The 24,507-nt window shown below is 71.7% G+C and carries 22 protein-coding genes and 1 tRNA gene; 8 read left to right on the top strand and 15 right to left on the bottom strand.

Annotated elements, in window-relative coordinates; translation table 11 throughout:
* Positions 1 to 44 precede the first annotated feature (44 nt).
* Positions 45 to 1,898 carry a glycoside hydrolase family 13 protein gene (locus QT381_RS05375; protein WP_289247745.1) on the bottom strand — a complete coding sequence of 618 codons (1,854 nt, stop codon included), beginning with the start codon at positions 1,896 to 1,898 and terminating at the stop codon, positions 45 to 47.
* Positions 1,899 to 1,957: 59 nt separating this feature from the next.
* On the opposite strand from QT381_RS05375, the gene QT381_RS05370 reads away from it, so the two are divergent.
* Both QT381_RS05370 and QT381_RS05365 read left to right on the top strand, forming a co-directional pair.
* Complete coding sequence (locus QT381_RS05370) at positions 1,958 to 3,712, top strand: glycoside hydrolase family 13 protein (RefSeq protein ID WP_289247743.1); 1,755 nt, start codon at positions 1,958 to 1,960, stop codon at positions 3,710 to 3,712.
* Between the two features lie 205 nt (positions 3,713 to 3,917).
* A complete protein-coding gene (locus QT381_RS05365; RefSeq protein WP_289247741.1) occupies positions 3,918 to 4,385 on the top strand; it encodes a hypothetical protein in 468 nt (155 codons plus the stop codon).
* Positions 4,386 to 5,031: 646 nt separating this feature from the next.
* On the opposite strand, the gene QT381_RS05360 is transcribed toward QT381_RS05365, so the two are convergent.
* From QT381_RS05360 to QT381_RS05345, 4 genes are all read right to left on the bottom strand, one after another.
* The gene (locus QT381_RS05360; protein ID WP_289247740.1) at positions 5,032 to 5,931 is read right to left on the bottom strand and encodes a M23 family metallopeptidase; all 900 of its coding nucleotides are present in this window, start codon (positions 5,929 to 5,931) and stop codon (positions 5,032 to 5,034) included.
* A 59-nt stretch (positions 5,932 to 5,990) separates the two neighbouring features.
* On the bottom strand, positions 5,991 to 6,803 hold the full coding sequence (locus QT381_RS05355; protein ID WP_289247739.1) for an inositol monophosphatase family protein: 813 nt from the start codon (positions 6,801 to 6,803) through the stop codon (positions 5,991 to 5,993).
* A gap of 26 nt (positions 6,804 to 6,829) precedes the next feature.
* The gene (locus QT381_RS05350) at positions 6,830 to 7,033 is read right to left on the bottom strand and encodes a hypothetical protein (protein ID WP_289247738.1); all 204 of its coding nucleotides are present in this window, start codon (positions 7,031 to 7,033) and stop codon (positions 6,830 to 6,832) included.
* 101 nt (positions 7,034 to 7,134) lie between these two features.
* On the bottom strand, positions 7,135 to 8,559 hold the full coding sequence (locus QT381_RS05345; protein WP_289247737.1) for an XRE family transcriptional regulator: 1,425 nt from the start codon (positions 8,557 to 8,559) through the stop codon (positions 7,135 to 7,137).
* A gap of 198 nt (positions 8,560 to 8,757) precedes the next feature.
* On the opposite strand from QT381_RS05345, the gene aceA reads away from it, so the two are divergent.
* Both aceA and aceB read left to right on the top strand, forming a co-directional pair.
* Positions 8,758 to 10,071, top strand: a complete 1,314-nt coding sequence (gene aceA / locus QT381_RS05340) for an isocitrate lyase (RefSeq protein ID WP_289247736.1) — start codon at positions 8,758 to 8,760, stop codon at positions 10,069 to 10,071.
* A 44-nt stretch (positions 10,072 to 10,115) separates the two neighbouring features.
* The gene (gene aceB / locus QT381_RS05335) at positions 10,116 to 11,753 is read left to right on the top strand and encodes a malate synthase A (protein WP_289247735.1); all 1,638 of its coding nucleotides are present in this window, start codon (positions 10,116 to 10,118) and stop codon (positions 11,751 to 11,753) included.
* 54 nt (positions 11,754 to 11,807) lie between these two features.
* Here the strand turns inward: aceB and QT381_RS05330 are convergent, their stop codons facing one another.
* Together QT381_RS05330 and QT381_RS05325 are read right to left on the bottom strand one after the other, a co-directional pair.
* Complete coding sequence (locus tag QT381_RS05330) at positions 11,808 to 13,109, bottom strand: HupE/UreJ family protein (RefSeq protein ID WP_289247734.1); 1,302 nt, start codon at positions 13,107 to 13,109, stop codon at positions 11,808 to 11,810.
* Positions 13,110 to 13,225: 116 nt separating this feature from the next.
* A complete protein-coding gene (locus QT381_RS05325; RefSeq protein ID WP_289247733.1) occupies positions 13,226 to 13,978 on the bottom strand; it encodes a FadR/GntR family transcriptional regulator in 753 nt (250 codons plus the stop codon).
* A 167-nt stretch (positions 13,979 to 14,145) separates the two neighbouring features.
* Between QT381_RS05325 and QT381_RS05320 the strand changes: the two genes are divergently transcribed.
* Entirely contained in the window at positions 14,146 to 15,543 is a 1,398-nt protein-coding gene (locus tag QT381_RS05320; RefSeq protein ID WP_289247732.1) for a GntP family permease, read from the top strand.
* A 75-nt stretch (positions 15,544 to 15,618) separates the two neighbouring features.
* Positions 15,619 to 16,122 carry a gluconokinase gene (locus QT381_RS05315; RefSeq protein WP_289247840.1) on the top strand — a complete coding sequence of 168 codons (504 nt, stop codon included), beginning with the start codon at positions 15,619 to 15,621 and terminating at the stop codon, positions 16,120 to 16,122.
* 57 nt (positions 16,123 to 16,179) lie between these two features.
* Here the strand turns inward: QT381_RS05315 and QT381_RS05310 are convergent, their stop codons facing one another.
* From QT381_RS05310 to QT381_RS05275, 8 genes are all read right to left on the bottom strand, one after another.
* Positions 16,180 to 17,088, bottom strand: a complete 909-nt coding sequence (locus tag QT381_RS05310; protein ID WP_289247731.1) for a metal ABC transporter permease — start codon at positions 17,086 to 17,088, stop codon at positions 16,180 to 16,182.
* Positions 17,085 to 17,867, bottom strand: coding sequence for a metal ABC transporter ATP-binding protein (locus QT381_RS05305; protein ID WP_289247730.1), 783 nt, complete (start codon positions 17,865 to 17,867; stop codon positions 17,085 to 17,087). Before QT381_RS05305 ends, QT381_RS05310 begins: the two co-directional genes overlap by 4 nt.
* Positions 17,868 to 17,931: 64 nt before the next feature.
* On the bottom strand, positions 17,932 to 18,861 hold the full coding sequence (locus tag QT381_RS05300) for a metal ABC transporter solute-binding protein, Zn/Mn family (RefSeq protein ID WP_289247729.1): 930 nt from the start codon (positions 18,859 to 18,861) through the stop codon (positions 17,932 to 17,934).
* Positions 18,862 to 18,949: 88 nt separating this feature from the next.
* A complete protein-coding gene (locus tag QT381_RS05295) occupies positions 18,950 to 19,363 on the bottom strand; it encodes a Fur family transcriptional regulator (protein WP_289247728.1) in 414 nt (137 codons plus the stop codon).
* A gap of 67 nt (positions 19,364 to 19,430) precedes the next feature.
* Complete coding sequence (locus tag QT381_RS05290) at positions 19,431 to 19,646, bottom strand: hypothetical protein (RefSeq protein ID WP_289247727.1); 216 nt, start codon at positions 19,644 to 19,646, stop codon at positions 19,431 to 19,433.
* Positions 19,628 to 20,197, bottom strand: a complete 570-nt coding sequence (locus QT381_RS05285) for a hypothetical protein (RefSeq protein ID WP_289247726.1) — start codon at positions 20,195 to 20,197, stop codon at positions 19,628 to 19,630. The genes QT381_RS05290 and QT381_RS05285 overlap by 19 nt, the downstream gene beginning before the upstream one ends.
* A gap of 79 nt (positions 20,198 to 20,276) precedes the next feature.
* Positions 20,277 to 20,358, bottom strand: a tRNA-Tyr gene (locus tag QT381_RS05280).
* Between the two features lie 136 nt (positions 20,359 to 20,494).
* On the bottom strand, positions 20,495 to 21,286 hold the full coding sequence (locus QT381_RS05275) for a lytic transglycosylase domain-containing protein (protein ID WP_289247725.1): 792 nt from the start codon (positions 21,284 to 21,286) through the stop codon (positions 20,495 to 20,497).
* A gap of 37 nt (positions 21,287 to 21,323) precedes the next feature.
* On the opposite strand from QT381_RS05275, the gene QT381_RS05270 reads away from it, so the two are divergent.
* Positions 21,324 to 21,812: a YajQ family cyclic di-GMP-binding protein gene (locus QT381_RS05270; protein WP_289247724.1), complete on the top strand. Its 489-nt coding sequence runs from the start codon at positions 21,324 to 21,326 to the stop codon at positions 21,810 to 21,812.
* A 19-nt stretch (positions 21,813 to 21,831) separates the two neighbouring features.
* A complete protein-coding gene (gene cls, locus QT381_RS05265; RefSeq protein WP_289247723.1) occupies positions 21,832 to 23,313 on the top strand; it encodes a cardiolipin synthase in 1,482 nt (493 codons plus the stop codon).
* Positions 23,314 to 24,507 lie beyond the last annotated feature (1,194 nt).

The following is a 24,507-nucleotide window of genomic DNA, read 5'->3' as shown; positions in this document are numbered from 1 at the left end:
CCCCGCCCGGTGGCACGGCCGGCACCTTCCCGGACCCGCCCCGGCTAGAACGCGGGCAGCTCGATCCCGGGCAGCTGCCACGCGGTGAACGACGGGCCGGGCCCGCTGAGCCGGATGCCGTCCGGCGCGTGCGCGGCGCTCGCGTCGCCGACGATCGCCACCGGTTCCCCCGCGATCGCGTGCACGGGCAGCGTGACGTCGAAGGCGTTGCGCGCCGCGACGACGAGCACGCTCTCCGCCGCGCTCTCGCGCACGAACGCCACGAGGTCGTCGCCGACGTGCAGCCAGCGGAAGCCGCCGCCGTCCAGGGCCGGATGCTCGCGCCGCACCGCGACGAGCCGGCGGTACAGCGCGAAGGCGGCCGCCGCATCCGTCTCCTCGTCCTCGAGCGCGGTCCACGGGATCGGCGTGCGCGAGTGCTCGCCGTCGTCGCCCGTGAGCGCGAACTCGTCGCCCGCGAAGATCACCGGGATGCCCGGCAGCGTGAGCGAGAGCCCGAGCGCGACGGGCACCGCGCCCGGCAGCGCGTGCGTGCGGAAGCGCGGGGTGTCGTGGGTGTCGAGCGCGTTCATGGTGTGCAGTCGCACGCGCCACGGCACGGGCGCGGTGAAGCGCCGATGGGCCTCGGCGAACTGCTCGGCCGTGAACGGCGGGATGACGCCGAGCGGCATGTTGAGGCCGCCGCGGGCCGGCGAGCCCGGCTCGCTCAGCCAGCTCCACACCGGGCGGGTGAAGTTCGCGTACGTCATCGCGCCGTGCCACGCGTCGCCCTGGAAGTCGGCCGTCGCGTCGTTCGTCGACTCCCCGAGCAGGATCGTGTCGGGGTTGACCTCGAGCATCGTCGCGCGGATAGTGCGGCGCACGACCTCGTTGAGGTCCTCCTCGAGGTAGCGGCCGGTCATGTTCGCGACGTCGATGCGCCAGCCGTCGAGGGAGTACGGCGGCTCGAGCCACTTCGCGACGACCGAGCCTGCGCCCTCGATGAAGCGGCGGCGCAGCTCCGCCGAGTTCCAGTTGAACTTCGGCAGGCTCGGCACACCCAGCCACGCCTCGTAGGAGCGCTGCTCGGCGTCGTGCCAGTAGTAGAAGTCGCTCTCGGGCGCCCCCGGCGTGAGGTGCGACGACGTGAACCACTCGTGGGCGTCGCCGGAGTGGTTGCTCGTCAGGTCGCCGATGACCCCGAGGCCGGCCGCGTGCGCGGCTTCGACGAGCGACACGAGCGCCGCGTCGCCGCCGAGCAGCGGGTCGACCGAGTGGAACGAGAGCGCGTCGTAGCGGTGGTTGGAATGCGCCGGGAAGATCGGCGTCAGGTAGATCATGGTCGCGCCGAGCGCGGTCACGTGGTCGAGGTGCTCACGGATGCCGTCCAGGTCGCCGCCGTAGAACTGCCGCGGCGTCGACGGGCCGATGTGCACGACCTCGTCGGTCCACGCCGCGGGCTCGGCCCACGCGGGAGCCTCGCGCGCATCCGCTGCGCCCGAGCGCGCGAACCGGTCGGGGAAGATCTGGTACAGCACGGTCGACCTCGCCCACTGCGGCGGCGGCGCGTGCGTGACGAGCTTGAAGTCCTCGGTGTCGAGCGTCTCGGTCCACGACCAGCCCCCGGCGCTCAGCCAGCCGACCCGGCCGTCGGCGAGCTGCACGAGGAACCGGTAGCCGTGCACCGGGTTCTCGACCGTGATGTCGGCCTCCCACCACTCCCAGCCGTGCTCGGCGTGCACGGGCGAGGCGACCGTGTACTGCGGCTCCCGGTTGGGGTTCGACCGGGTGCGGATGCTCGACACCGGCCCGAAGGTCGCTGGCACCCGCACGCGCACCCGCACGGTGTCGCCGAGTGCGGGCGCATCCGTCGACACGTACAGCGGCGACCCGTCGTGGTGCGGGAGGAGCTCGGGCATGGCGGGAGCGTAACCGGCGGTGATTTCGGCGCGGTTACCCGTGTCCCTAGGCTGGAGCGATGACCGACGCCATCGCCACCGTCGACGAGACCCCCGAGTCCGAGCCGGCCCCGACGACGACCGCAGCCCCCGCCGCCGAGTGGTGGCGCACCGCGGTGATCTACCAGATCTATCCGCGCAGCTTCGCGGATGCCGACGGCGACGGCATCGGCGACCTCCCGGGCATCACGCGCCGGCTTCCGGCGCTCGCCGACCTCGGCGTCGACGCGATCTGGCTCTCGCCGTTCTTCACGAGCCCGCAGAACGACGCCGGCTACGACGTCGCCGACTACTGCGACGTCGACCCGCTGTTCGGCACCCTCGCCGACTTCGACGGGATGCTCGCCGAGGCCCACCGCCTCGGCCTGCGGGTGATCGTCGACCTCGTGCCCAACCACTCGTCGAGCGCGCACCGCTGGTTCCAGGAGGCGCTCGCCGCCGGTCCCGGCAGCGCCGAGCGCGCCCGCTACCTGTTCCGCGAGGGGCGCGGCGAGCACGGCGAGCTGCCGCCGAACAACTGGGAGAGCGTGTTCGGCGGCGCCGCGTGGACCCGCGTGAACGCCGACGACCCCGCCGACGGCCAGTGGTACCTGCACCTGTTCGACTCCTCGCAGCCCGACTTCGACTGGCAGAACCCGTGGGTGCGCGAGCAGTTCCGCGGCGTGCTGCGGTTCTGGCTCGACCGCGGCGTCGACGGCTTCCGTGTCGACGTCGCCCACGGGCTCGTGAAGGCCGACGGCCTGCCCGACTGGACCCCGCCCGAGCACGGCGGCTCGATGGGCGGCAGCACCCCCGCGCTCGAGGGCGTGCCGCTCGAGGAGGAGATCAGCTCCGACCTCGACGAGCACGCCGCGCCGTACTGGGCGCAGGACGGCGTGCACGAGATCTACCGCGACTGGCACCGCGTGCTGTCCGAGTACGAGGGCGACCGCGTGCTGTGCGCCGAGGCGTGGGTCGAGCCGCTCACGAAGCTCGCCCGCTGGGTGCGACCCGACGAGATGCAGCAGGCGTTCAACTTCACCTACCTCGAGACGCCGTGGAGCGCGACCGCGCTGCGCCGCGTGATCGACACGTCGATCGCCTCGTTCGCGACGGTCGGCGCGCCGAGCACCTGGGTGCTCTCGAACCACGACGTCGTGCGCCACGCCTCGCGCCTCGCCCTCACCGCCGAGAACCCGCAGGGCGCCGGCATCGGCCCCGACTCGCCGGGCCTGCCCGATCCGGTGCTGGGCCTGCGCCGGGCGCGCGCCGCGACAGCCGTCATGCTCGCGCTCCCGGGCAGCGCCTACGTCTACCAGGGCGAGGAGCTGGGACTGCCCGAGGTGATCCACCTGCCAGCGGACGCCCGTCAGGACCCGACCTGGTTCCGAACGAACGGCGAGAAGTACGGTCGCGACGGATGCCGCGTGCCGATCCCGTGGGAGGCCGGCGCCCCCGCGTACGGGTTCAACGACTCGGGCGAGTCGTGGCTCCCGCAGCCCGGCGAGTGGGCGGCCCTTGCGCGCGACGCGCAGGACGGCGTGCCCGGCTCGACGCTCGAGCTCTACCGCTCGCTGCTGCGCGAGCGCGCCGGGCACGAGCTCGCGACGGGCGCGATCGAGTGGCTGCCCGGATTCGGCGCGGATGTGGTGGCCTTCGAGAACCGGGGCGTCACGGTCGTCGCGAACCTCGGCAACGACCCCGTGGAGCTGCCGGCCGGGGCGAGCGTGCTCATCGCGAGCGACTCGGTCGAGGGCGGCATCCTGCCGCCCGACACTGCCGTCTGGCTCGCCTGACGCTGCGGGGCGAGGTGACCCGCTACCCGGCGGCGACAGCCGTGGCACCGGTGCACGCTGGTCTCGCCGTCGCATGCTCACCCGGACCCGCAGTGGGGACACCCCCGATCAATTCTTCGACGCGGGGCATGCCGGATCACAACAGCGGCACTAGCTGTGTCATCCTTACGTCATCCCGTCATGCGAAACGGTGAGGGAGTCGTTCGTGCCCCGTCCATCTCTTCTCGCGATCGTTGTGATCGTTGCGGGCTGCCTCGGTACCCTCTCGGCATGTACCGCCGTGTCGGCGGATGCGAACGCCGAGCCCGAGACGCCCGCTGCGTCCCAGCCCGGCATCGGATCCGGCACCGCCGATGTCACGTGGACACGTCTCGTGGCCGAGTTTCCCTTCGAGCTCGCCCCGGGCTACTCATGGCCAACCGCGGCCCCGAAAGCCTACTTCGTCGCGGGAGGGCGGGTTGAGGACGGCGTTCTCGACTTCGACGTCGCGCAGTACTGGCTGTGCGGGTGGGAGACGACCGCGGTGACGGCACATGATGCCACATCCGTCGATGCGGCTCTTGACGAAATCGCGAAATTCAAGTCGATTCCCGCCGTGGATAGATGGTATATCGACGAAGACGTTTGGGAAGCTACGGTCGTGCACCCTGCCCCCGCGGCGACCTCTCCGTGATGAGGGAGGATGTGCAACAGAATTGCACCATCCTTGACGAGGAGGGTTAGAGATCCGAACGAGCGTGAGACGCCTGATCGCCTTGTTGACAGCTCTTATTGTCGGCATCGCGATCGCGGTCTTTCCGGGCACGGCGTCCTTCGGGACGACGACCACGCTCAATGGTGGATCGCCGGTGAACGGCGCTGTGTATGTATTCGCTCCAGGGTGATATCACGCCTCCAGTTCGAATAGCGAGCATATCGATATCACTATGACGTGGGAATCGGCGTGTAATCTCGGCGACCCCATCGACACAGCCCTGGCAACTAGCGGCGGCGCCCAAAGTGCTTGGATACAGATGAGTTCGATCCTCCATAAATTCTCCCGACTTTCGGGAGCCACATATAACTGACCCGATATCAACTTCCGCATTCAGACGTTGATCGCTTCGAGTTACTGTGGTGGAACAACGTCGGGAGTGAATGTCGACTGGACGGCCACACTGCGCTATTGAATCCTGACCCCCTCTCCCTGGTCGAGAGTTAGTGCACGACTCAAGCGCGCGCCATGACTCGAAGCGGTCGGCGCCGAAGCCCGATAGGCGCCGAAGCCCGAGGAGCTTCGAGACGCGCTGGCGCGCCCCCGCAGCCGACAGAGGAGGAGGTCAGCGGGCGTTCTTCGTGAGCCACGCGTACGGGTCGACCGCGACACCCTCGACGTGCACCTCGAGGTGCATGTTGGCTCCTGTGACCGTGCCGGTCGAGCCGACCTTGCCGACCATCTGACCGACCTTGACGGTGTCGCCGGCCTTGAGGGGGCTCGAGTTCATCTCGAGGTGACCGTAGACGCTCGTGATGCTCCGGCCGTCGATGACGTGGTCGATGACGACCTCGTTGCCGAGTCCGGCGTTCGAGACGATCACCGACTGCACCGTGCCGGCCGCGATCGCGTAGGTCGGCACGCCCTCGCCCGGTGTGAAGTCGATGCCCTTGTGGAACGTCGAGCAGCCGGCGCACGGCGCCTTGCGCGGCCCGAAGCCGTCGGAGATCGAGGTCGAGAACGGGAACGGCCAGCGCACCGAGCCCGTCGTCGGCGTGAACGTGTGGCCGCCGCTCGTCGTGGCCCACTCCCGCGCCTGCACCTCGGCGGCGGAGGCCGACGAGTACTTCGCGCGGGCTGCGAGCGCCGCGCCGACGTCGGCCGAGACGGCGACCGACTGCCCGTCGACGATCACGGTGAAGCCGCCCGGGTCGAGCCCCGGGGTGATGAACGCCGCCGCCGGCAGCGAGGTGCCGAGGGCGAGGGCGCCCGCGAACAGCAGCGCGCCCGCCGAGAGCAGGCGGTCGTGCACCGCGCGCGCGAACGGACGGCGTGCGGCATCCGTGTACGCGGCGACGGGACGGTCGGCCGCCCTCGTGCCCCGGCCGCCGGCCCCCTCGGCACGCGCGGCCGCTCGCTCGGCCCGGACGGTGCGGCGGCGCGACGGCGGCTCCCGGCGCTCGCGCAGCGCACGTCGCGTGAGGGCGGGCGACGCGTCGGGCACGTCTCGCTCGGTGACCGTCATGAGGGTCCCCAGGGTACCCGCGGCCCCGTCGGGCCCGCGACCCCCGTTGCGCGCGCGGCTCAGTAGCCGAGCTCGCGCAGCGTCTCCTCGAGCCGCGGCACGAGCGCGGGCTTGCCGGCGAGGATGAGCTCGCGCCCGGCCGCGTCGTCGCCCCAGCCCTTCACGATCGCGCCCGCCTCGCGCGCGACGAGCGCACCGGCGGCGTGATCCCACGGGCTCAGGCTCGACTCGTAGTACGCGTCGACCCGGCCGGCGGCGACCGCGCACAGGTCGAGGGATGCCGCCCCCAGCCGGCGGATGTCGCGCACCCGGGTGACGAGCCGCGCCGCGACCGCGCCCTGGTGCGCGCGCGTCGCCTCGTCGTAGACGAAGCCCGTCGCGACGAGCGACTCGGCGAACGGCGGCGCCGGGGCGAGCTCCAGCCGCGCGCCGTTGAGCGAGGCGCCCGCCGCATCCGCCGCCGTGTACACCTCGCCGATCGCCGGGTTGACGACGGCGCCGGCGAGGGCGCGCCAGGTCTGCGGATCGGGGCCGTCGCTCGCGCCCGCGGCCTCGACGACCGCGATGCTGACCGCCCAGTGCGGGATGCCGTAGAGGAAGTTGACGGTGCCGTCGATGGGGTCGACGATCCAGGTGAGCCCGCTCGTGCCCGAGTCGCCGCCGGACTCCTCGCCGAAGAAGCCGTCGGCGGGCCGGGCGTCGGCGATGCGCGAACGGATGAGCTGCTCCGCCTCGCGGTCGGCCGCGGTCACGATGTCGACCGCGTTCGACTTGGTCGCGACGACCCTTACGCCCTCGCGCTTGCGCGTCAGGGCGAGCTCCCCGGCCTCGACGGCGATCGTGCGGGCGAGGTCGAGGAGTTCGGAGGTCACACCGGCAGGCTACCGATCGCGAGCGGTCAGAGCGCGCCGCTCTCGCACGTCTCGCACCAGAAGCCGCCGACGACCGCGATCATCGGGTTCGAGCACGTCGAGCAGGTGGGTGCGACGGTCAGGTCGGGAGCGGATGCCGCGGCCGACGCCGCGTGCTTCTTCTGCTCGCCGTGCCACTCGTAGGTGGCCGACCCGCCCTCCAGGTTGGCACTGCGATCGAAGATGGACATGGGTCAAGAGTGCCCCCGTTCCCCGTGAATCCGCAGCATCGATCCCCAGGCGCACGCGACCCGCCGGCGACGTGGCCGTTCGTCTCGACCGCCGGATGCCATCAGTCGGACGCGTGCGAGTCGAGGAACTCGAGCACCTCGCGACGGTCGGCGCCGGCGAAGGAGCCCGCGGGCAGCGCCGCGAGCAGCGAGCTGGAGATCTTCGGGGTGGGCAGCGCGGCCTCGCCCCACCGGCTCTGCAGCTCGGCGGAGGGCTCGCGGCAGCACGCCGGATCGGGGCACGTCGAGGTCAGCCGGTGCGGCGTCGACCGCCCGCGGAACCACTTCGTGTGCGCGAACGGGGTGCCGACGCTCACCGAGAACAGCCCCTGCGAGGTCTGCTGGATGCGGCTCGAGCACCAGTAGGTGCCGTTCGGCTTGTCGGTGTACTGGTGGTACGCGCCGAAGCGGTCCTCGGCGTCGAACACCCGGCGGGCGCTCCAGTTGCGGCACACGGTCTGGCCCTCGACGGCGCCGAGCACGTCCTGCGGGAACATCACGCCGTCGTTCTCGTACGCCTTCGAGATCGCGCCCGACGCGTGCACCTTGACGAAGTGCACGGGGATGCCGAAGTGGTGCGTGACGAGGTTCGTGAACCGGTGTCCGGCCGACTCGTACGATGTCGCGAACGCGTCGCGCAGGTCCTCGACCGCGAGCTCGCGGCGCTCCTTCGCGTCCGCCAGGAAGGCGACCGCGCTGTCCTCGCGGATGAGCAGCGCGCCCGCGAGGTAGTTCGTCGCGACCCGCTGGCGCAGGAAGTCCGCGTAGGTCGCGGGCGCGTCGAGGCCCAGCACGTGCCCGGCGAGCGCCTGCAGCATCGCGACGCGCGGGTCGCGTCCCACCGCCTCGTCGACCGGCAGGTACATCCGTCCGTGCGCGCGGTCGATGATGCTGCGCGTCGAGCCGGGCAGGTCGGGCACGTAGTGGATCGAGAGCCCGACGTGCGCCGCGAGGTCGGCCGCAGCGCTCCGCGAGAGCGGCCCGTCGTGGTGGCCGACGGCGTCGAGCAGCTCGGCGGCGATGCGCTCCAGGTCCTCGTAGTGGTTGTCGAGGCTCTTCATCTCCTCGCGCAGCGCCGCGTTCGCGCGGCGCGCCTCCTCGGGGGTCGCCGCCCGCTGCTCGTGCATCTCGCGCAGCGCCTCGTGCAGCCCGAGCAGCGCGCGCAGCACGTCGTCGGACATGGTCGCGCGCGCGGCGATGCGCGGCAGCCCGAGCGAGCCGTAGAGCGGACCGGCCTGCGCCTGCTCGAGGGCGACCTCGAGGGCGATGCGCTCGCTCGGCGCGTCCGCCGAGAGCAGCGCGTCGGGTGCGACACCGAGGATGTCGGCGAGCCGGTGCAGCTCGCTGAGCCGCAGCTCGCGCTTGCCCGACTCGATCGTCGAGAGCTGGCTGATCGACCCGCCGAACCGCTCGGCGACCTGCCCGAGCGTCATACCGGTGCGCTTGCGCGCGGCGCGCAGCTGGTGTCCCACCATGAGCGTGTCCATCGCCCCAGCGTCGCCGACCGCCCGCGCGCGCGGCAAGACCCCCGTCGTGAAATTCCGCGTTTTTTCACGACAGCGGGAATTCGGCGGCGGGAACGGCGCCCGATTTCAGGGAGTCGGATGCCGCATCCGCCCGCGGATCCCGTCGACGCTGGGAAACGAACCGGCTCTCGTCGAGCCGGACCGACGAAAGGACCCGCCATGAACCCCCGCCCCGGAGACGCCGTGCAGACCGCCGAGGAGCTCGAGCTGGAGTGGCGCGCCGACCCGCGCTGGGCGGGCGTGCGCCGCGACTACACGGCCGCCGACGTCGTCGCACTGCGCGGCCCGGTGCAGGAGGAGCACACCCTCGCGCGCCGCGGCGCCGAGGCGCTCTGGCGGCTCGTCGAGCGCGACGACGGGCGGTGGATCGCCGCGCTCGGCGCGCTCACCGGCAACCAGGCCGTGCAGCAGGTGCGCGCCGGGCTCGAGGCGATCTACCTGAGCGGCTGGCAGGTCGCGGCCGACGCCAACCTCGCCGGCCAGACCTACCCCGACCAGAGCCTCTACCCGGTCGACTCGGTGCCGGCCGTGGTGCGCCGCATCAACAACGCGCTGCTGCGCGCCGGGCAGATCGATGCTTCGACCGGCTCAGCACCCGATGCGGGGCAGCCGCCCCGCGACTGGATGGTGCCGATCGTCGCGGATGCCGAGGCCGGCTTCGGCGGACCGCTCAACGCCTACGAGCTCATGCGCTCGATGATCGAGGCCGGCGCCGCGGGCGTGCACTGGGAGGACCAGCTCTCGAGCGAGAAGAAGTGCGGGCACATGGGCGGCAAGGTGCTCGTGCCCACCGGCCAGCACATCCGCACCCTGAACGCGGCACGCCTCGCGGCCGACGTCGCGGGCGTGCCGACGATCGTCGTCGGCCGCACCGACGCGCTCGCGGCGACGCTCATCACGAGCGACCACGACGAGCGCGATCGCGAGTTCCTCACCGGCGAGCGCACGGCCGAGGGCTTCTTCGCCGTGCGCCCCGGCATCGAGCCCGTCATCGCGCGCGGCCTCGCCTACGCCGAGTACGCCGACCTGCTCTGGGTCGAGTCGGACAGGCCCGACCTCGAGCTCGCCCGCCGCTTCGCCGAGGCGGTGCACGAGCGCTTCCCCGGCACGAGGCTCGCCTACAACTGCTCGCCGTCGTTCAACTGGCGCAGCCACCTCTCGGACGCCGCCATCGCGAGCTTCCAGCGCGAGCTCGCGGCGATGGGCTACGCGTTCCAGTTCATCACCCTGGCCGGCTTCCACTCGCTCAACCACGCGATGTTCCAGCTCGCCTCCGACTACCGCGATCGCCAGATGAGCGCCTACGTCGACCTGCAGGAGGCCGAGTTCGCGGCCGAGGCGAACGGCTACACGGCGACCAGGCACCAGCGCGAGGTCGGCGCCGGCTACTTCGATCGCGTGTCGAGCGTGCTCAACCCCGACAGCCGCACCCTCGCGCTCGTCGGCTCGACCGAGACCGCGCAGTTCCACTGACCCCCCGACCTCCGACCCCCCGGACCCCCGAAGGAAGAACACTCATGTCCCGCATCGACATCATCGCCCCGCTCGAGCCCCGGTTCGACGAGGTGCTCACCGACGGGGCCCTCGACCTCGTCGCCGCCCTCCACGACCGCTTCCTGCACCGCCGCGCCGAGGAGCTGCACCGCCGCGGCGAGCGCGCGCTCGCGATCGCCAACGGCCGCGACCCGCGGTTCCTCGACGAGACCCGCGCCGTGCGCGACGACCCGGGCTGGCGCGTCGCGGGCGCGGGCCCCGGCCTCACCGACCGCCGCGTCGAGATGACCGGGCCGACCGACCGCAAGATGACGATCAACGCGCTCAACTCGGGTGCGAAGGTCTGGCTCGCCGACCACGAGGACGCCCTCAGCCCGACCTGGCACAACGTCATCGACGGCCAGCTCAACCTCGCGGACGCGATCCGCGGGACGATCGACCACGAGACGCCGGACGGCCGGGTCTACGCGGTCACCGCATCCGCCGTGCCGACGATCGTGTTCCGGCCCCGCGGCTGGCACCTCACCGAGAAGCACCTGCGATACTCGCGCGACGGGGCGCCCGCGCAACCCGCGTCGGCGTCGCTCGTCGACTTCGGCCTCTACGTGCACCACAACGCCCGCGAGCTCGTCGAGCGCGGCACCGGGCCCTACTTCTACCTGCCGAAGCTCGAGAGCCGGCACGAGGCCCGGCTGTGGGACGACGTGTTCAGCTTCACGGAGAACCGCCTGCGCCTGCCGCACGGCACGATCCGCGCGACCGTGCTCATCGAGACGATCACGGCGGCGTTCGAGATGGAGGAGATCCTGTGGGAGCTGCGCGACCACTGCGCGGGCCTCAACGCCGGTCGCTGGGACTACCTGTTCTCGATCATCAAGAACTTCCGCGACCGCGGCCGGCGCTTCGTGCTGCCCGACCGGATCGAGCTCACGATGGAGGTGCCGTTCATGCGCGCCTACACCGAGCTGCTCGTCGCGACCTGCCACCGGCGCGGCGCACACGCCATCGGCGGCATGAGCGCGTTCATCCCGAGCCGGCGGGATGCCGCGGCCAACGAGCGCGCGTTCGCCCGCGTCACCGCCGACAAGCAGCGCGAGGCGCGCGACGGATTCGACGGCACCTGGGTCGCGCATCCGGACCTCGTGCCGGTCGCGCGAGCGGTGTTCGACGAGCGCCTCGGCGATCGGCCGAACCAGCTCGACCGGCTGCGCGACGACGTCGAGGTGAGCGCGCGCGACCTGCTCGACGTCGCGATCGACGGCGAGGTGACGGATGCCGGCGTGCGGCAGAACGTCTCGATCGCCCTGCGCTACCTGGCCTCGTGGCTCGCGGGCACCGGCGCCGCGGCCCTCGACGGGCTCATGGAGGACGCCGCGACGGCCGAGATCAGCCGCTCGCAGCTCTGGCAGTGGATCGCCCAGCGGGTGGTGACGCGCGAGGGCACGCCGGTCACCCGCGAGCACGTCGGCGCGCTCGCCGCCGAGGTCGCCGCGCGCCTCGGCGAGCACGGCCCCGGCGAGCACGGCCCCGGCGAGCGTGCCGGCGACGCGCTCGAGGTGTTCCGCGAGGTGACCCTCGGCGACGAGTTCCCGTCGTTCCTCACCTCGGTCGGCTACGCGCGCTTCCTCGCCGACGACGCCCGCGTGCCGGTCGCCGCCTGAGCCGGGCCGGCGCGACGTGACGGATGCGGCGCCCACCGCATCCGTCGCGTCGTGCTACTGCACGCCGGGCACGGCCGGCCAGTCGCTCACGCCGAGCAGCCGCTCGGCGAACCAGACGAGGCCGACCACGACGACGAACGCGGTGAGGGCGCCCGTGACCCACAGCGAGGCCCGGTGCGCGCGGCGGCGCAGCAGCATGAGCGGCGGGAACAGGATGAGGATGAGCCCGATCTGCACCGCCTCGATGCCGACGTTGAACACGAGCAGCGACCACAGCAGCTGCCAGGAGAACGCCTCCCGGATGCCGAGCGCGCCCGCGAACCCCAGTCCGTGGATGAGGCCGAACGCGAACACGATCGCGAGCCGCAGCCAGCCGGCCCGGTCGAGCGCGAAGTGGTTGTCCCCCGCCACGACGAGCTGGTCGGCCGTGTCGCGCTTGCGGATCAGCCGGATGAGGTACCAGCCCGCGACGGCGGCGATCGACAGCGCGATCGTCGGCTCGACGAGGATCGCGGGCGGGCTCACGACGCCGAGCGCGGCGAGGATGAACGTGATCGAGTGCGCGACCGTGAACGAGGTCGCGGCGAGCACGACCTCGCGCAGGCGGCGCGACCCGGCGATGAGCGCGAGCAGGAACAGGATGTGGTCGGGCCCGGTGAGCAGGTGCTCGGCGCCGAGGCGGAAGAACTCCGCGAAGCGCTCGTACCAGGCCTGCTCGGTGGAGAACGTGGTCTGCCGCTCGTCGAGCGTCGCCGATCCGCTCCGGTCGTCGACGTCGTAGACGACGATCGTCGTCGTGCCCTGGCTGACGAACCCCTCGGCGTTCGGGAACAGCGTCGAGCCGATCGTGTGCCCCGCCTCGGTGCGTCCCATCGCGGGGCAGGCGAAGTCGGCGACCACGGTCGCGTACGGCACCTGCTGCGTGTCGTTGAGCCTCACGTCCACCGAGTCCCCGAGCGTGCCCGCGCACGCGGCGCCGCCGTAGGCCGCGACCGTGACGTGGTCGAGGACGTAGCCGCCGACCGCGCCGAGGTGATCCCGCACGGCGGCGATCATGCCGGGGTAGTCGCCGTTCTCCCAGGCGGGCTGACCCTCCTGGAAGAGGCCGTCATCCTGCTCGCTCGTCGCGGCCGACACGAGCAGGAGGTCGTACTCGAGCTGCAGCGTCACCCGCACCGTGGCGGGCGCGGGCGAGGTGACGTCCGCGTAGGCCACCGACGAGAACCCGTGCGCGCTCGCGGCACCCGCGCCGCCGAACACGGCGAGCGCCGCCGCGGCGAGCATCGTCGCCACCCCCGCCAGGAGAACGGATGCGGTGGGGCGCGCCGAGCGGCGCCGGCGGGGGACGGACTGCACCCCTCGACGGTGCCGAGCCCGGGTGACGCGCGGGTGGACCGCGAGGAACGTCGAGGTGAACGCGCCGCGGCGACCGCCCGGCGCGCGGCGCGCGGCGCGCGGCGACCGCGCGGCGCTCAGGCCGGCGCGGACTCCGGGTCCTCGCGCCGGAACTCCACGACCGTCTGCGCGATGAGCTCCCAGGCCCAGCGCTGGGCGCCGTCGGGGTCGGCGGCCGCGATCGCCGCGGCGAGCTCGCTGTGCCGGTGCGCGGAGGCCGGGGTGTACTCGCTCACGGCGAAGCGCGGCTCGCTCTGCCTGGTGCGCAGCAGTGCGGCGACGGTGTCGGCGAAGTTCGCGAACACGTGGTTGCCGCTGCCGCGCAGGATGACGCTGTGGAACTCCACGTCGGCGCTCAGGAACCCGTCGTCGTCGCCGCGCTCGGTGGTGATGCGCAGGCGGTCGGCGATCGCGACGAGCCCGGCGGTCTCGGCGGGCGTCATCCGCTCGGCCGCGAGCCGCGCGGCCACCGGCTCGATCCCCCAGCGCAGCTCGAGCAGCTCGTGCATCTGCTGGAAGTACTCGCGGCCGTGCCCGCGCCACGCGATCACGTACGGGTGCAGCAGGTTCCACGACTCCCGCGGCAGCACCTGGGTGCCGACGCCCTGGCGCGGGCGCACCATGCCGAGCGACTCGAGCACGCGTAGCGCCTCGCGGATCACCGACCGGGACACGCCGAACTCGACGCTCGCGGCCCCGGGGTCGATGACCCCCGCGACCGGGATCACGCCGTCGACGATCTGCGTGCCGAGGTCGAGCAGCACGCGGCCGTGCAGGCCGCGGCCGACCGCCGTGCGCGCGGCGGCGGGCCGGGACGAGATGCGGTCCATGCGGCCCCTTCCTCGCGGGTTCGTCGCGCGTTGACGAGAATCAGGATGCCATGGCACGATGGCAAAACCGATTATCGGATTATCCGAGAGAACGGGCACCCGGGCGCACGGATGCGGAGCACCGGCCGCCCACGACCTGCACAGTCGCAGTCGAGAAGAGGACGACGATGACCACTGCCCCCCACCCGACCCTGCTCGGAGCCGACGTCATCGAGCCGGCGGGCTCCACCGCGCAGCTCGTCACCGCCGCGCTCGTCGGCATCGTCGTGATCGTCGCACTCATCACCTGGCTCAAGGTGCACCCGTTCGTCGCGCTCACCCTCGGCGCCATCGGCGTCGGCATCGGCGCGGGGCTCGCTCCCGGCGCCGCGGTCACGAGCTTCACGAACGGCTTCGGGTCGACGGCCGGCGGCGTGGGCGTGCTCATCGGACTCGGCGCGATGTTCGGCAAGCTGCTCGCCGACTCCGGCGGCGCCGACCGCATCGTCGACACGCTCGTCGCCCGCGCGGGCGTGCGCTCGCTGCCGTGGATCGTCGGCCTGATCGGCGCCCTCGTCGGCCTGCCGATGTTCTTCGAGATCGGCCTCGTGCTGCTCATCCCGATCGTGATCCTCGTCGCCCGGCGCACCCAGACCCCGCTGATGCGCGTCGCGATCCCCGCCCTCGCCGGCCTCTCGGTGATGCACGGCCTCGTGCCCCCGCACCCCGGCCCGCTCACGGCCGTGACCACGCTGAACGCGGACCTCGGGCTGACGCTCGCGCTCGGCCTGCTCATCGGCATCCCGGTGATCGTGCTCGCGGGTCCGGTGTTCTCCCGGTTCGCGGCGCGCTGGGTGCCCGTCGCGGCGCCGCAGCCGCTCAGCGAGACGGAGGCCGACGAGGCCGAGGCGCGTCCCCGGCCGAGCTTCGTGGTCGCGGTGCTCGGCATCCTGCTGCCGATCGTGCTCATGCTGCTGCGCAGCATCGCGGATGCCGTCGCCCCGACCGCCACGGACGGCGGCAAGGGCCTCATCGACTTCCTCGGCACGCCCGTCGTGGCCCTGTCCATCGCCCTGCTCTACGCGATGATCTTCTTCGGCCGGGCCGCACGGATGGGGCGCGCCGGCGTGCAGGCCTCGCTCACCTCGTCCCTGCCCGGCGTCGCCGGCATCCTGCTCATCGTCTCCGCGGGCGGCGGCTTCAAGCAGGTGCTCATCGACACCGGCATCGGCACCGTGATCGCGGACGCCGTGAGCAACACCGGCATCTCGGTCGTGCTGCTGGCCTGGGTCGTCGCGGTGCTCATCCGCGTCGCCACCGGCTCCGCGACCGTCGCCACGGTGACCGCGGCCGGCATCATGGCCCCCATCGCGGCCAATCTCGCCGGACCCGAGGTCTCGCTCATCGTGCTCGCGATCGGCGCCGGCTCGCTGTTCCTCTCGCACGTCAACGACGCCGGCTTCTGGCTCGTCAAGGAGTACCTCGGCCTCTCCGTGGGTCAGACCCTCAAGAGCTGGACCGTCATGGAGTGCATCATCTCCGTGCTCGGCCTCGGCGGCGTGCTCATTCTCGACATCTTCATCTAGGACAACCCCGTGACCGACAACGCTCCCCGTCCCGCCGTGCTCGCCGACCTCGCGACCCCTCCCGTGCTCATCGTGATGGGAGTCGCGGGCAGCGGCAAGTCCACCCTCGCCGCGACGCTCGCCGAGCGGCTGGGCTGGCCGTTCGCCGAGGGCGACGCGCTGCATCCCGAGGCCAACGTCGCCAAGATGGCCGCCGGCACCCCGCTCACCGACGAGGACCGCTGGCCGTGGCTCGAGCGCGTCGCGGCCTGGATCCGGCAGCGCGAGGAGGCCGGCGAGCCCGGCGTCGTGACCTGCTCGGCTCTCAAGCGGGCGTACCGCGACGTGCTGCGCACGCCGAACTCCGCGTTCGTCTACCTGCACGGGCCGCGCGAGGTGCTCGCGGAGCGGCTCGCGACGCGCTCCGGCCACTTCATGCCGCCGTCGCTGCTCGACTCCCAGCTCGACACCCTCGAGCCGCTCGAGACGGACGAGGTCGGCATCCAGGTCGACGTCGAGCTCGAGCCGGAGGCCGCCGCCGACCTCGTGATCGCGACCCTCGGGCTGGAGCGCTCCGCCGGGCCGGTGCCCGCGAGCTGAGGCCGCCGCGCGCGCTGCACGCGCGACGATCGGTGCGCGACGATCGGTGCGCGACGGTCAGTGCACGGCGGGCCGGGCGCGGCGCCCGCCCGCGCTTCCGCGCCGCTCGCGCACCTCCCCGACGATGCGGCAGACCAGGTAGATCAGGAACGAGATCGTCGTCACGTACGGGCTGATCGGGATCGACGTGCCGAGGGCGACCAGGATGCCGCCGACCACCGAGACGACGCCGAACGCCATGCTGAGCACGGGCACCACGACCGGCGACGACGCCACCCGCAGCGCGGCCGCCGCCGGCGTGACGAGGATCGAGAGCACGAGCAGCGAGCCGACGATCTGCACGCTCACCGCCACCGCGAGCCCGAGCAGCACCATGAACAGCAGCGAGACACCCGCGGTCGGCACCCCGCGGCCGGCGGCGACCTGCGCATCCGTGCTCGCGAACAGCAGCGGACGCCAGGCGACGAGCAGTCCCGCGATCACGATCGCGCAGACCGCGAGCAGCGAGCCGAGGCGCGGGTCGTCGACGGCGACGATCTGGCCCGTGAGCAGGCCGAACTTGTTCGAGGCCCGCCCGGTGTAGAGCGCGAGGCACAGGATGCCGAGGCCGAGGCCGAACGGCATGAGCACCGCGATGATCGAGTTGCGGTCGCGCGCGCGCACGCCGAGCACGCCGATCAGGATCGCGGCCACGAGGGAGCCGCCGATCGCGCCGGGCACGACCCCGACCCCGAACAGCAGCCCGGCCGAGGCACCGGCGAACGACAGCTCGCTGATGCCGTGCACGGCGAAGGCCATGTCCCGGGCCATCACGAAGACGCCGATGAGCCCGCCGACGATGCCGAGGATCGCGCCCGCGATGATCGAGTTCTTCAGCAGCACCACGAGCTCGCCGTAGTTGGAGAAGTCGAAGAGCGACGACCAGAGCGAATCGTCGCTCACGAGGTGGGCGAGCGAGTCGATCATGCGGGCTCCTCGTCGTGGTGGCTCGAGTCCGTGGCGCCGACGACCACGACGCGCCCGCCGACGCGGATGACGTCGATGTGCGCCCCGTAGAGGTCGCTGAGCACGTCGCTCTGCAGCACCTCGTCGGGCGTTCCGATCCGGAACCGCCCCCCGGCGAGGTAGAGCACCCGATCCACCATGTCGAGGATGGGGTTGACGTCGTGCGTGACGAACAGCACGCCGAACCCGCGGCGGCGGCGCTCGCGGTGGATGAGCTCGCTCACCCCGCGCTGGTGGGCGAGGTCGAGCGAGAGCAGCGGCTCGTCGCACAGCACGAGCGCGGGGTCGCCGGCGAGCGCCTGGCCGACGCGCAGCCGCTGCTGCTCGCCGCCGGAGAGCGCCGAGAGCCTCGCCCTCGCGTACCCGGTCGCACCGACGTCGCGCAGGATGCCGTCGACGATCGCGCGCCGCTCCCGCGACGGCAGCGGCACGCCCCAGCGGTGCCCGTCGACGCCGAGGGCGACGAGGTCCCTGGCGCGCAGCGGCGTGCCGGCATCCGCCAGCTTCTGCTGGGGCACGTACCCGATGCGCCGGTTGCCGCGGCGCACGGGGCTGCCGAGCACCCGGATGCTGCCGGACGTGAGCGGGCGCTGGCCGAGGACCGTGGTCAGCAGCGTGGTCTTGCCGGAGCCGTTCGCGCCGAGCACGGCGATGAACTCGCCGGGGGCCATGTCGAAGGAGAGCCCGCTCCACAGGGTGCGCTCGCCGAGCCGGACGGCGGCATCGCGCACACTGAGCACCGGCCCGGCCGGGGACCACGGGTCCCCGGCCGGGCCGGTGGCGTCGCTCGTGACGGTGGCGATGTCAGCTCCCGAGAGCGGCCGAGACCGCGTCGAGGTTGTGCTGCATCCACTCAATGTACGACGTGCCGGCCGGGAGGGTCTCGGTCACGGGCACGACGGGCACGTCGTTGTCCTTCGCGGCGGTCAGCACAGCCTCGGTCTGCGGGCCCGTGGTCTGCGCGTTGTACGCCAGCAGGGCGACCTGGCCGGTGGAGAACAGGTCGGTCGTCTGCTTGAGCACGTCGGCGGGCACGTCGGTGTCCTCCTCGATCGCCTCGCTGAACTCGGCCGGGGTCTTGTTGTCGAGCCCGATCGCGTCGAGCAGGTAGAGCGGCACGGGCTCCGTGATCGCCACGCCCTCGCCCGCGTACTTCGTCTTCAGGTCGGCCTCCTGACCCTCCAGGTCGGTGAGCTTGCCCTGCAGGTCGGCGCCGTTCTTCTGGAACGTCGCGGCATCCGCGGAATCGATCGACGACAGCGCGTCGACGAGCTGGTCGACGACCTTGCTCACGGTCGGGAAGTCGTACCAGACGTGCTCGTTGAACTCGCCGTCGGCCGGCTCCTGGTCGTAGCCGGAGATGTCGGCGGCGTTGAGCACGGTCGCGGTCGTGTTGCCGGCGGACGACAGCAGCGTGTCGACGAAGTCGTCGTACCCGCCGCCGTTCTCGATCACGACCTGCGCCTTGGAGAGCGCGAGCTGGTTCTGCGCGTCGGCCTCGTACTCGTGCGGGTCCTTGTCGGGGTCGTCGATGATCGACGTCACGTCGACGAGGTCGCCGCCGATCGTCCCGGCGATGTCGCCGTAGACGTTCGTCGAGGCGACGACCGCGATGGGCGTCGAGCCGCCGCCGCCGGTGCCGGACGACGACGGGGTCGGCGAGCCGGAGCATCCGGCGAGGACGACGGCGAGCGTCAGTCCGGACGCGAGGACGGCGAGTGGGCGCAGGGTCATGGGGAAGCCAATCTGGGTCGTCGGGAGGGGGCGGAGCCCCTCGGTGACGCTACCCCCAACTGATAACCATAGTCAAAACGGTTATCGATTAGCCGTCCGATTCGGTGTCGAGGCGCCGCGCGCAGTCCGCGCACACGCCCATGATGTCGAGCACGTGGCGCACCCGCGTGAACCCGTGGTCGGCCGCGACCGCGTCGACCCAGCCCTCGATCGGGGCGTCGACCTCGACCGTGCGTCCGCACTCGACGCACACCAGGTGGTGGTGGTGGCCCTCCGAGGCGCACAGGCGGAACATCTGCCCCTGCGTGCCGGTGAACACGTCGGCCTGCGCGTGCTCGACCAGGTCGTTGAGCGTGCGGTAGACGGTCGCGAGCCCGATGCCCGAGCCGCGCTCCTTGAGCCGACGGTGCAGCTCCTGAGCGCCGACGAAGTCGGACGACTCCGCGAGCACGGCGCGGATGTCCCGCTTCTGCCGGGTCTGCCGGTGGGCGCGCTCCTCCATGACCGGTCCTTCCACGACGATGCGAGCAGCATTCTCAACAACGATACGCGGATGGGCACCGACCGGCTCAGTCGAATCGATTCTGAGGTCGCAGTGAGCGCGACGCCCAGAGGGCGGAGACCGAGGCGCCCACGACGATCAGCACGACGGAGGCCGCGAGCGCCGGCCACGGAACATACGGCTCGATGCCCCACCCGCCGACCGCGAGCACCACGATCGTCCCGATGAGTGCCGCGATCACCGACACCCCGAGGATCGAGCCCGTCACGTAGGCGATCTGCACGGCGAGAACGCCCACCAACCAAGGGCGCCCGATCCCGAGCGCCAGCAGACCGGCGAGGTTCGGGCGCAGCGAGCGTACCGAGCTGCCGGCGTAGTAGCCGATGAGGACCAGCTGTCGTCGAACCCGAGCGTCGCCGGTGCCCGCTCGGCGAGCGCAAGCTCCCCGGGAGTGACGCCGGTGTAGACCAGCGTCTCCTGCGAGAGCGGTATCGCGTCCTCGGCGGCCGCCTCGGCCAGCATGTAGCCGCCCCGGGACCGGTGACTCGGGTCGACGTCTCCGAGTGTGAGCGCGGGCACCGTGACGATGTGCGGGTCGTCGCTCTCGACGTCCAGCCGCAGCGTCGCTACATCGGGAGCCCTGGTCCGGAGCACTCCGCCCTCGCGGAGGAGGGCACGCTCCTTGCTCGCCAGGTGGCGCCCGATGTACTTCTGCACATCACTCGGCGAGGAGAACACGAAGATCGATCCGTCGCCGTACTCATTCCACGCATCCGCGGTCCACACGCACTTCGGCGCTCGTGAGGGCGCGCTGGTAACCAGTTTGGCAACCATCTGCATACCGCATTTTTGGTTACCTGCTGGGAGCCGTACTGCCTCTGACCAGCATTTTTCTTCGAAGTTGAGCGTTCGGTGGCAGGTGAGGGATTCGAACCCCCGAAGTTGAAAACGTCTGATTTACAGTCAGATCCCTTTGGCCGCTTGGGTAACCTGCCGAAGCGCCTCCACCCACCTGTACTCAGCTGTGCGAAGGCGCCCGATCACTGTACCCGAACCGCGACGGCCTCCCGACCACGGCATCCGTCATCGGGGCCCGTGCGCCGGCACCGGTTCACCTCCGCGCTCGGGGGGTCAGCGCCCGTACTCGATCGCCGCGCGGGCGACCGCGTGCAGGTACGAGGGCGCCGGGTTGTAGGCGCGGATGCCGCCCTGCCAGCCCGCGGTCGTCACCATGTCGGGCTCGCCCACCGCATCCTGGGTCGCCCGGCAGAGATAGTTCGCGGCGGCCATCGTCGCGTCGTCGATGTTCTGCGGGTCGCGCTTTCCGTCGCCCGAGCCGTCGGTGCGCCAGTTGCGCCAGGTCTGCGGGATGAGCTGCATCGGTCCCATCGCCCGGTCGTACTCCTTGTCCCGGTCGAAGCGCCCGTCGTCGCTGTCCGGGATGTGCTCCGTGCCGTCGCCGGTGAGCGACGGTCCGTAGATCGCGGGCCTCACCGCGCCGGACGCCGTCACGCGCGAGCCGCCGTGCGTGCCGTGCTTGCTCTCCACCCAGCCGATCGCGGCGAGCGTGTTCCACGAGATGCCGCACTGCGGCATCGCCCGCGCCTTCGCGATCGCGGCACCCGCGTATGCCGCGAGCGCGCGGGCCGGGATGCCGGTGCGCGCGCTCGTCGTCGCGAGCCAGACCGGGTCGACGAGCGTCGAGACGGATGCCAGCGAGTCAGCGGTGCCGACGGTCGCGTCGACGACGGGGGCGTCCATTGCCACGGCGGGCGGTGCCGCGGGGCGCGCGTAGCTCGGCTCCGGCGTCGGTGCCGGCCGGGGCGAGAGACTCCCTCCCGCGAGCGCCACGGTCAGGATGACCCCCGCGACGAGGAAGGCGATGCCCGCGATCGCGAGGAGCACGGCGGGGCGGGCGGGCATCCGTCGTTCCTACCATGCCGTCACTACGATTGACGCCATGGCAGATTCCTCGTTCGACATCGTCAGCAAGGTCGACAAGATGGAGGCCGAGAACGCGGTGAACCAGGCCCAGAAGGAGATCGCGCAGCGCTACGACTTCAAGGGCGTGGGCGCGTCGGTCGACTGGTCGGGAGAGAAACTGCTGCTCAAGGCGGAGACCGAGGAGCGCGTCAAGGCCGTGCTCGACGTCGTCGAGGCGAAGTTCGTCAAGCGCGGCATCTCGAGCCGCAGCCTCGACACGGGCAAGCCGTTCGCGAGCGGCAAGGAGTACCGCCTCGAGGTCGGCCTCAAGAACGGCATCGGCCCGGACGACGCGAAGAAGATCTCCAAGATCATCCGCGACGAGGCGCCCAAGACGGTCAAGAGCCAGATCCAGGGCGACGAGCTGCGCGTGCAGTCGAAGAGCCGCGACGACCTGCAGGCGACGATCGCCCTGCTCAAGGCCAAGGACCTCGACGTCGACCTGCAGTTCGTGAACTTCCGCTGAGCCGGGGCGGGCGCAGCGGATGAACCCCCCGTCCGGCGGCGACTTCTGGTCGGCCGTCGCCGTCACCTGGTCGATCGTCGTCGTGGTCGTCGACTGGACGATCCGCGTGCTCGCGCTCATCTACGTGCCCCGCAACCGCCGCCCGCAGACCGCGCTCGCCTGGCTGCTGCTCATCATGTTCGCGCCCGTGCCGGGCATCGTGCTGCTCGGCCTGTTCGGCTCCCGCCGGCTCCCCCGCCGCCGCCGGCGCAAACAGCGCGAGATCAACGAGTTCATCCTCGACGCGTCGCGCGGCGTCGAGGTCGAGCCCGTGACGCCCTGGCCGGACTGGCTGCCGCCCATCGTCGAGCTCAACCGCACCCTCGGCGCCATGCCGATGATCGGCGGCAACGTCACGAACGTCGTCACCGACTACGAGCGCTCCATCGAGGAGATGACGGATGCGGTGCGTGCCGCCCGCCGGTTCGTGCACGCCGAGTTCTACATCCTCGCCTGGGATACGACGACCGCGCCGTTCTTCGCCGCGCTCGCCGATGCCGTCGCCCGCGGGGTCACGGTGCGCGTGCTGCTCGACCACATCGCGACCGTGCGCAGCGCGCACTGGCGGCGCACCATCCGCAAGCTGAGCGAGACGGGCGCGCAGTGGGAGTTCATGCTGCCCGTGCAGCCGTGGCGCGGCCGGTTCCAGCGCATCGACCTGCGCAACCACCGCAAGCTGCTCGTCATCGACAACACGATCGGCTTCACCGGCTCGCAGAACATGATCGACGCGAGCTACAACAAGCGCGGCAACATCCGCCGGCACCTGCAGTGGAAGGACCTCATGGTGAGGTTCGAGGGCCCGATCGCCGCCGGCATCAACGCGCTCTTCATCACGGACTGGTACAGCGAGACGGATGAGCTGCTCGCCCCCGACGACGAACAGGTCGTCACGGCGCCCGCGGCCGCCACACTCGACTGCCAGGTGGTGCCGTCCGGGCCGGGATTCGAGGGCGAGAACAACCTGCGCCTGTTCAACGCGCTGGTCTACGCGGCGAAGGAGCGCGTCATCCTCGTCTCGCCGTACTTCGTGCCCGACGACTCGATGCTCTACGCGATCACGACGGCCGCCCAGTCCGGACTCGAGGTGCAGCTGTTCGTCTCGGAGATCGGCGACCAGCCCGTCGTCTACCATGCGCAGCGCAGCTACTACGAGCAGCTGCTGCGCGCGGGCGTGCGCATCTTCCTGTACCGCGCACCGACGCTGCTGCACGCCAAGCACTTCACGATCGACGACCAGGTCGCGGTGATCGGCTCGAGCAACATGGACATGCGCTCGTTCAGCCTCAACCTCGAGATCTCGGTCATGGTGCACGGCACGGCGTTCGTGAAGCGCCTGCGCGAGGTGGAGGCCGACTACCGCGCGGCGAGCACCGAGCTCACCCTCGAGGACTGGCTGAAACAACCCCGCCCGGCGCGAACACTCGACTCCCTCGCGCGCCTGACCGCGACCGTGCAGTAGGCCGCTCCCACTCCCGTGCGGTGGCGTTGCACGACCGTGCAGCGGCGCCGGACGACCGGGCAGTGGCGCCGCACGACCGTGCAGCGGTCGTGTCGACGGCCACTGTCTCGACGGCCACTGTCTCGACGGCCACTGTCTCGACGGCCACTGTCTCGACGGCTATCATCACGATTCGATAAAGGATCCTCAGCGCGGGCAACGGATGCGCCCCTCCCGGACATCTGTGTAGTGAGAGGCACCGTGCCGATCAGACGAGGAGCGATCATGGACCCCATCTCGAGCATCGGCGCCGGCATCCGCCCCGACGCGATCGACCTCCCGCCGACCGTGCCGATCTCGATCGCGACCTGGGTGCCCGACCGCTTCCAGGACTGAGGGTCGCTCGTCGAAGGTGGCGCGGAGGTCGACCGCACCAACTCGACGCGGCTGATGGCGACCCGCTGTGTCGTGGGTGGCGCGCCCGGAGGAGCAGCGCCGGTGCCGGCTCGCTGGTTGAGGAGCGCCCGAGCGCAGCGAGGACGCGTCTCGAAACCACCCGTCCGCCCGAACGATCCGTGGTGGTCCCGACCGCCGACATCACGGAAATGCAGGAGCGCAGCGCGGCGCACGCGCGCCCAGCCCCCGAATCACGCGAACCTCTCTCCGGTGACGCTCGGGTGCTCCTGCATTTCCGTGATCGAGGGGAGGGTTTCCGCGGTGGGGCCGCGTCGGGCGGCGCGCCCGGAGGAGCGGTGCCGGCGTCACACCCCGCTGGTTGAGGAGCGCCCGAGCGCAGCGAGGACGCGTCTCGAGACCACCCGCCCGCCCGAACGATCCGTGGTGGTCTCGAGCGCCGACATCACGGAAATGCAGGCGCGCAGCGCGACGCACGCGCGCCCGGCCCCCTAATCACGCGAGCGTCTCTGCGGTGACGCTCGGATGCTCCTGCATTTCCGTGATCCAGGGGAGGGTCTCCGCGGTGGGGCCGCGCAGGGCGGCGCGCCCGGAGGAGCAGCGGCGGCGTCATACCCCGCTGGTTGAGGAGCGCCCGAGCGCAGCGAGGACGCGTCTCGAGACCACCCACCCGCCCGATGAAGCTGTGGTGGTCTCGAGACGCCAGCTCGCTCCGCTCGCGGGCTCCTCGACCAGCGGGGCGGGCCAGCGGGGCGGACCAGCGGGACGGACCAGCGGGGCGGGGCCAGCGGGGCGGGGCCG

Source organism: Galbitalea sp. SE-J8 (assembly GCF_030345695.1).
Lineage (GTDB): Bacteria > Actinomycetota > Actinomycetes > Actinomycetales > Microbacteriaceae > JAUASV01.
This window is presented reverse-complemented; position numbering and strand designations above follow the sequence as displayed.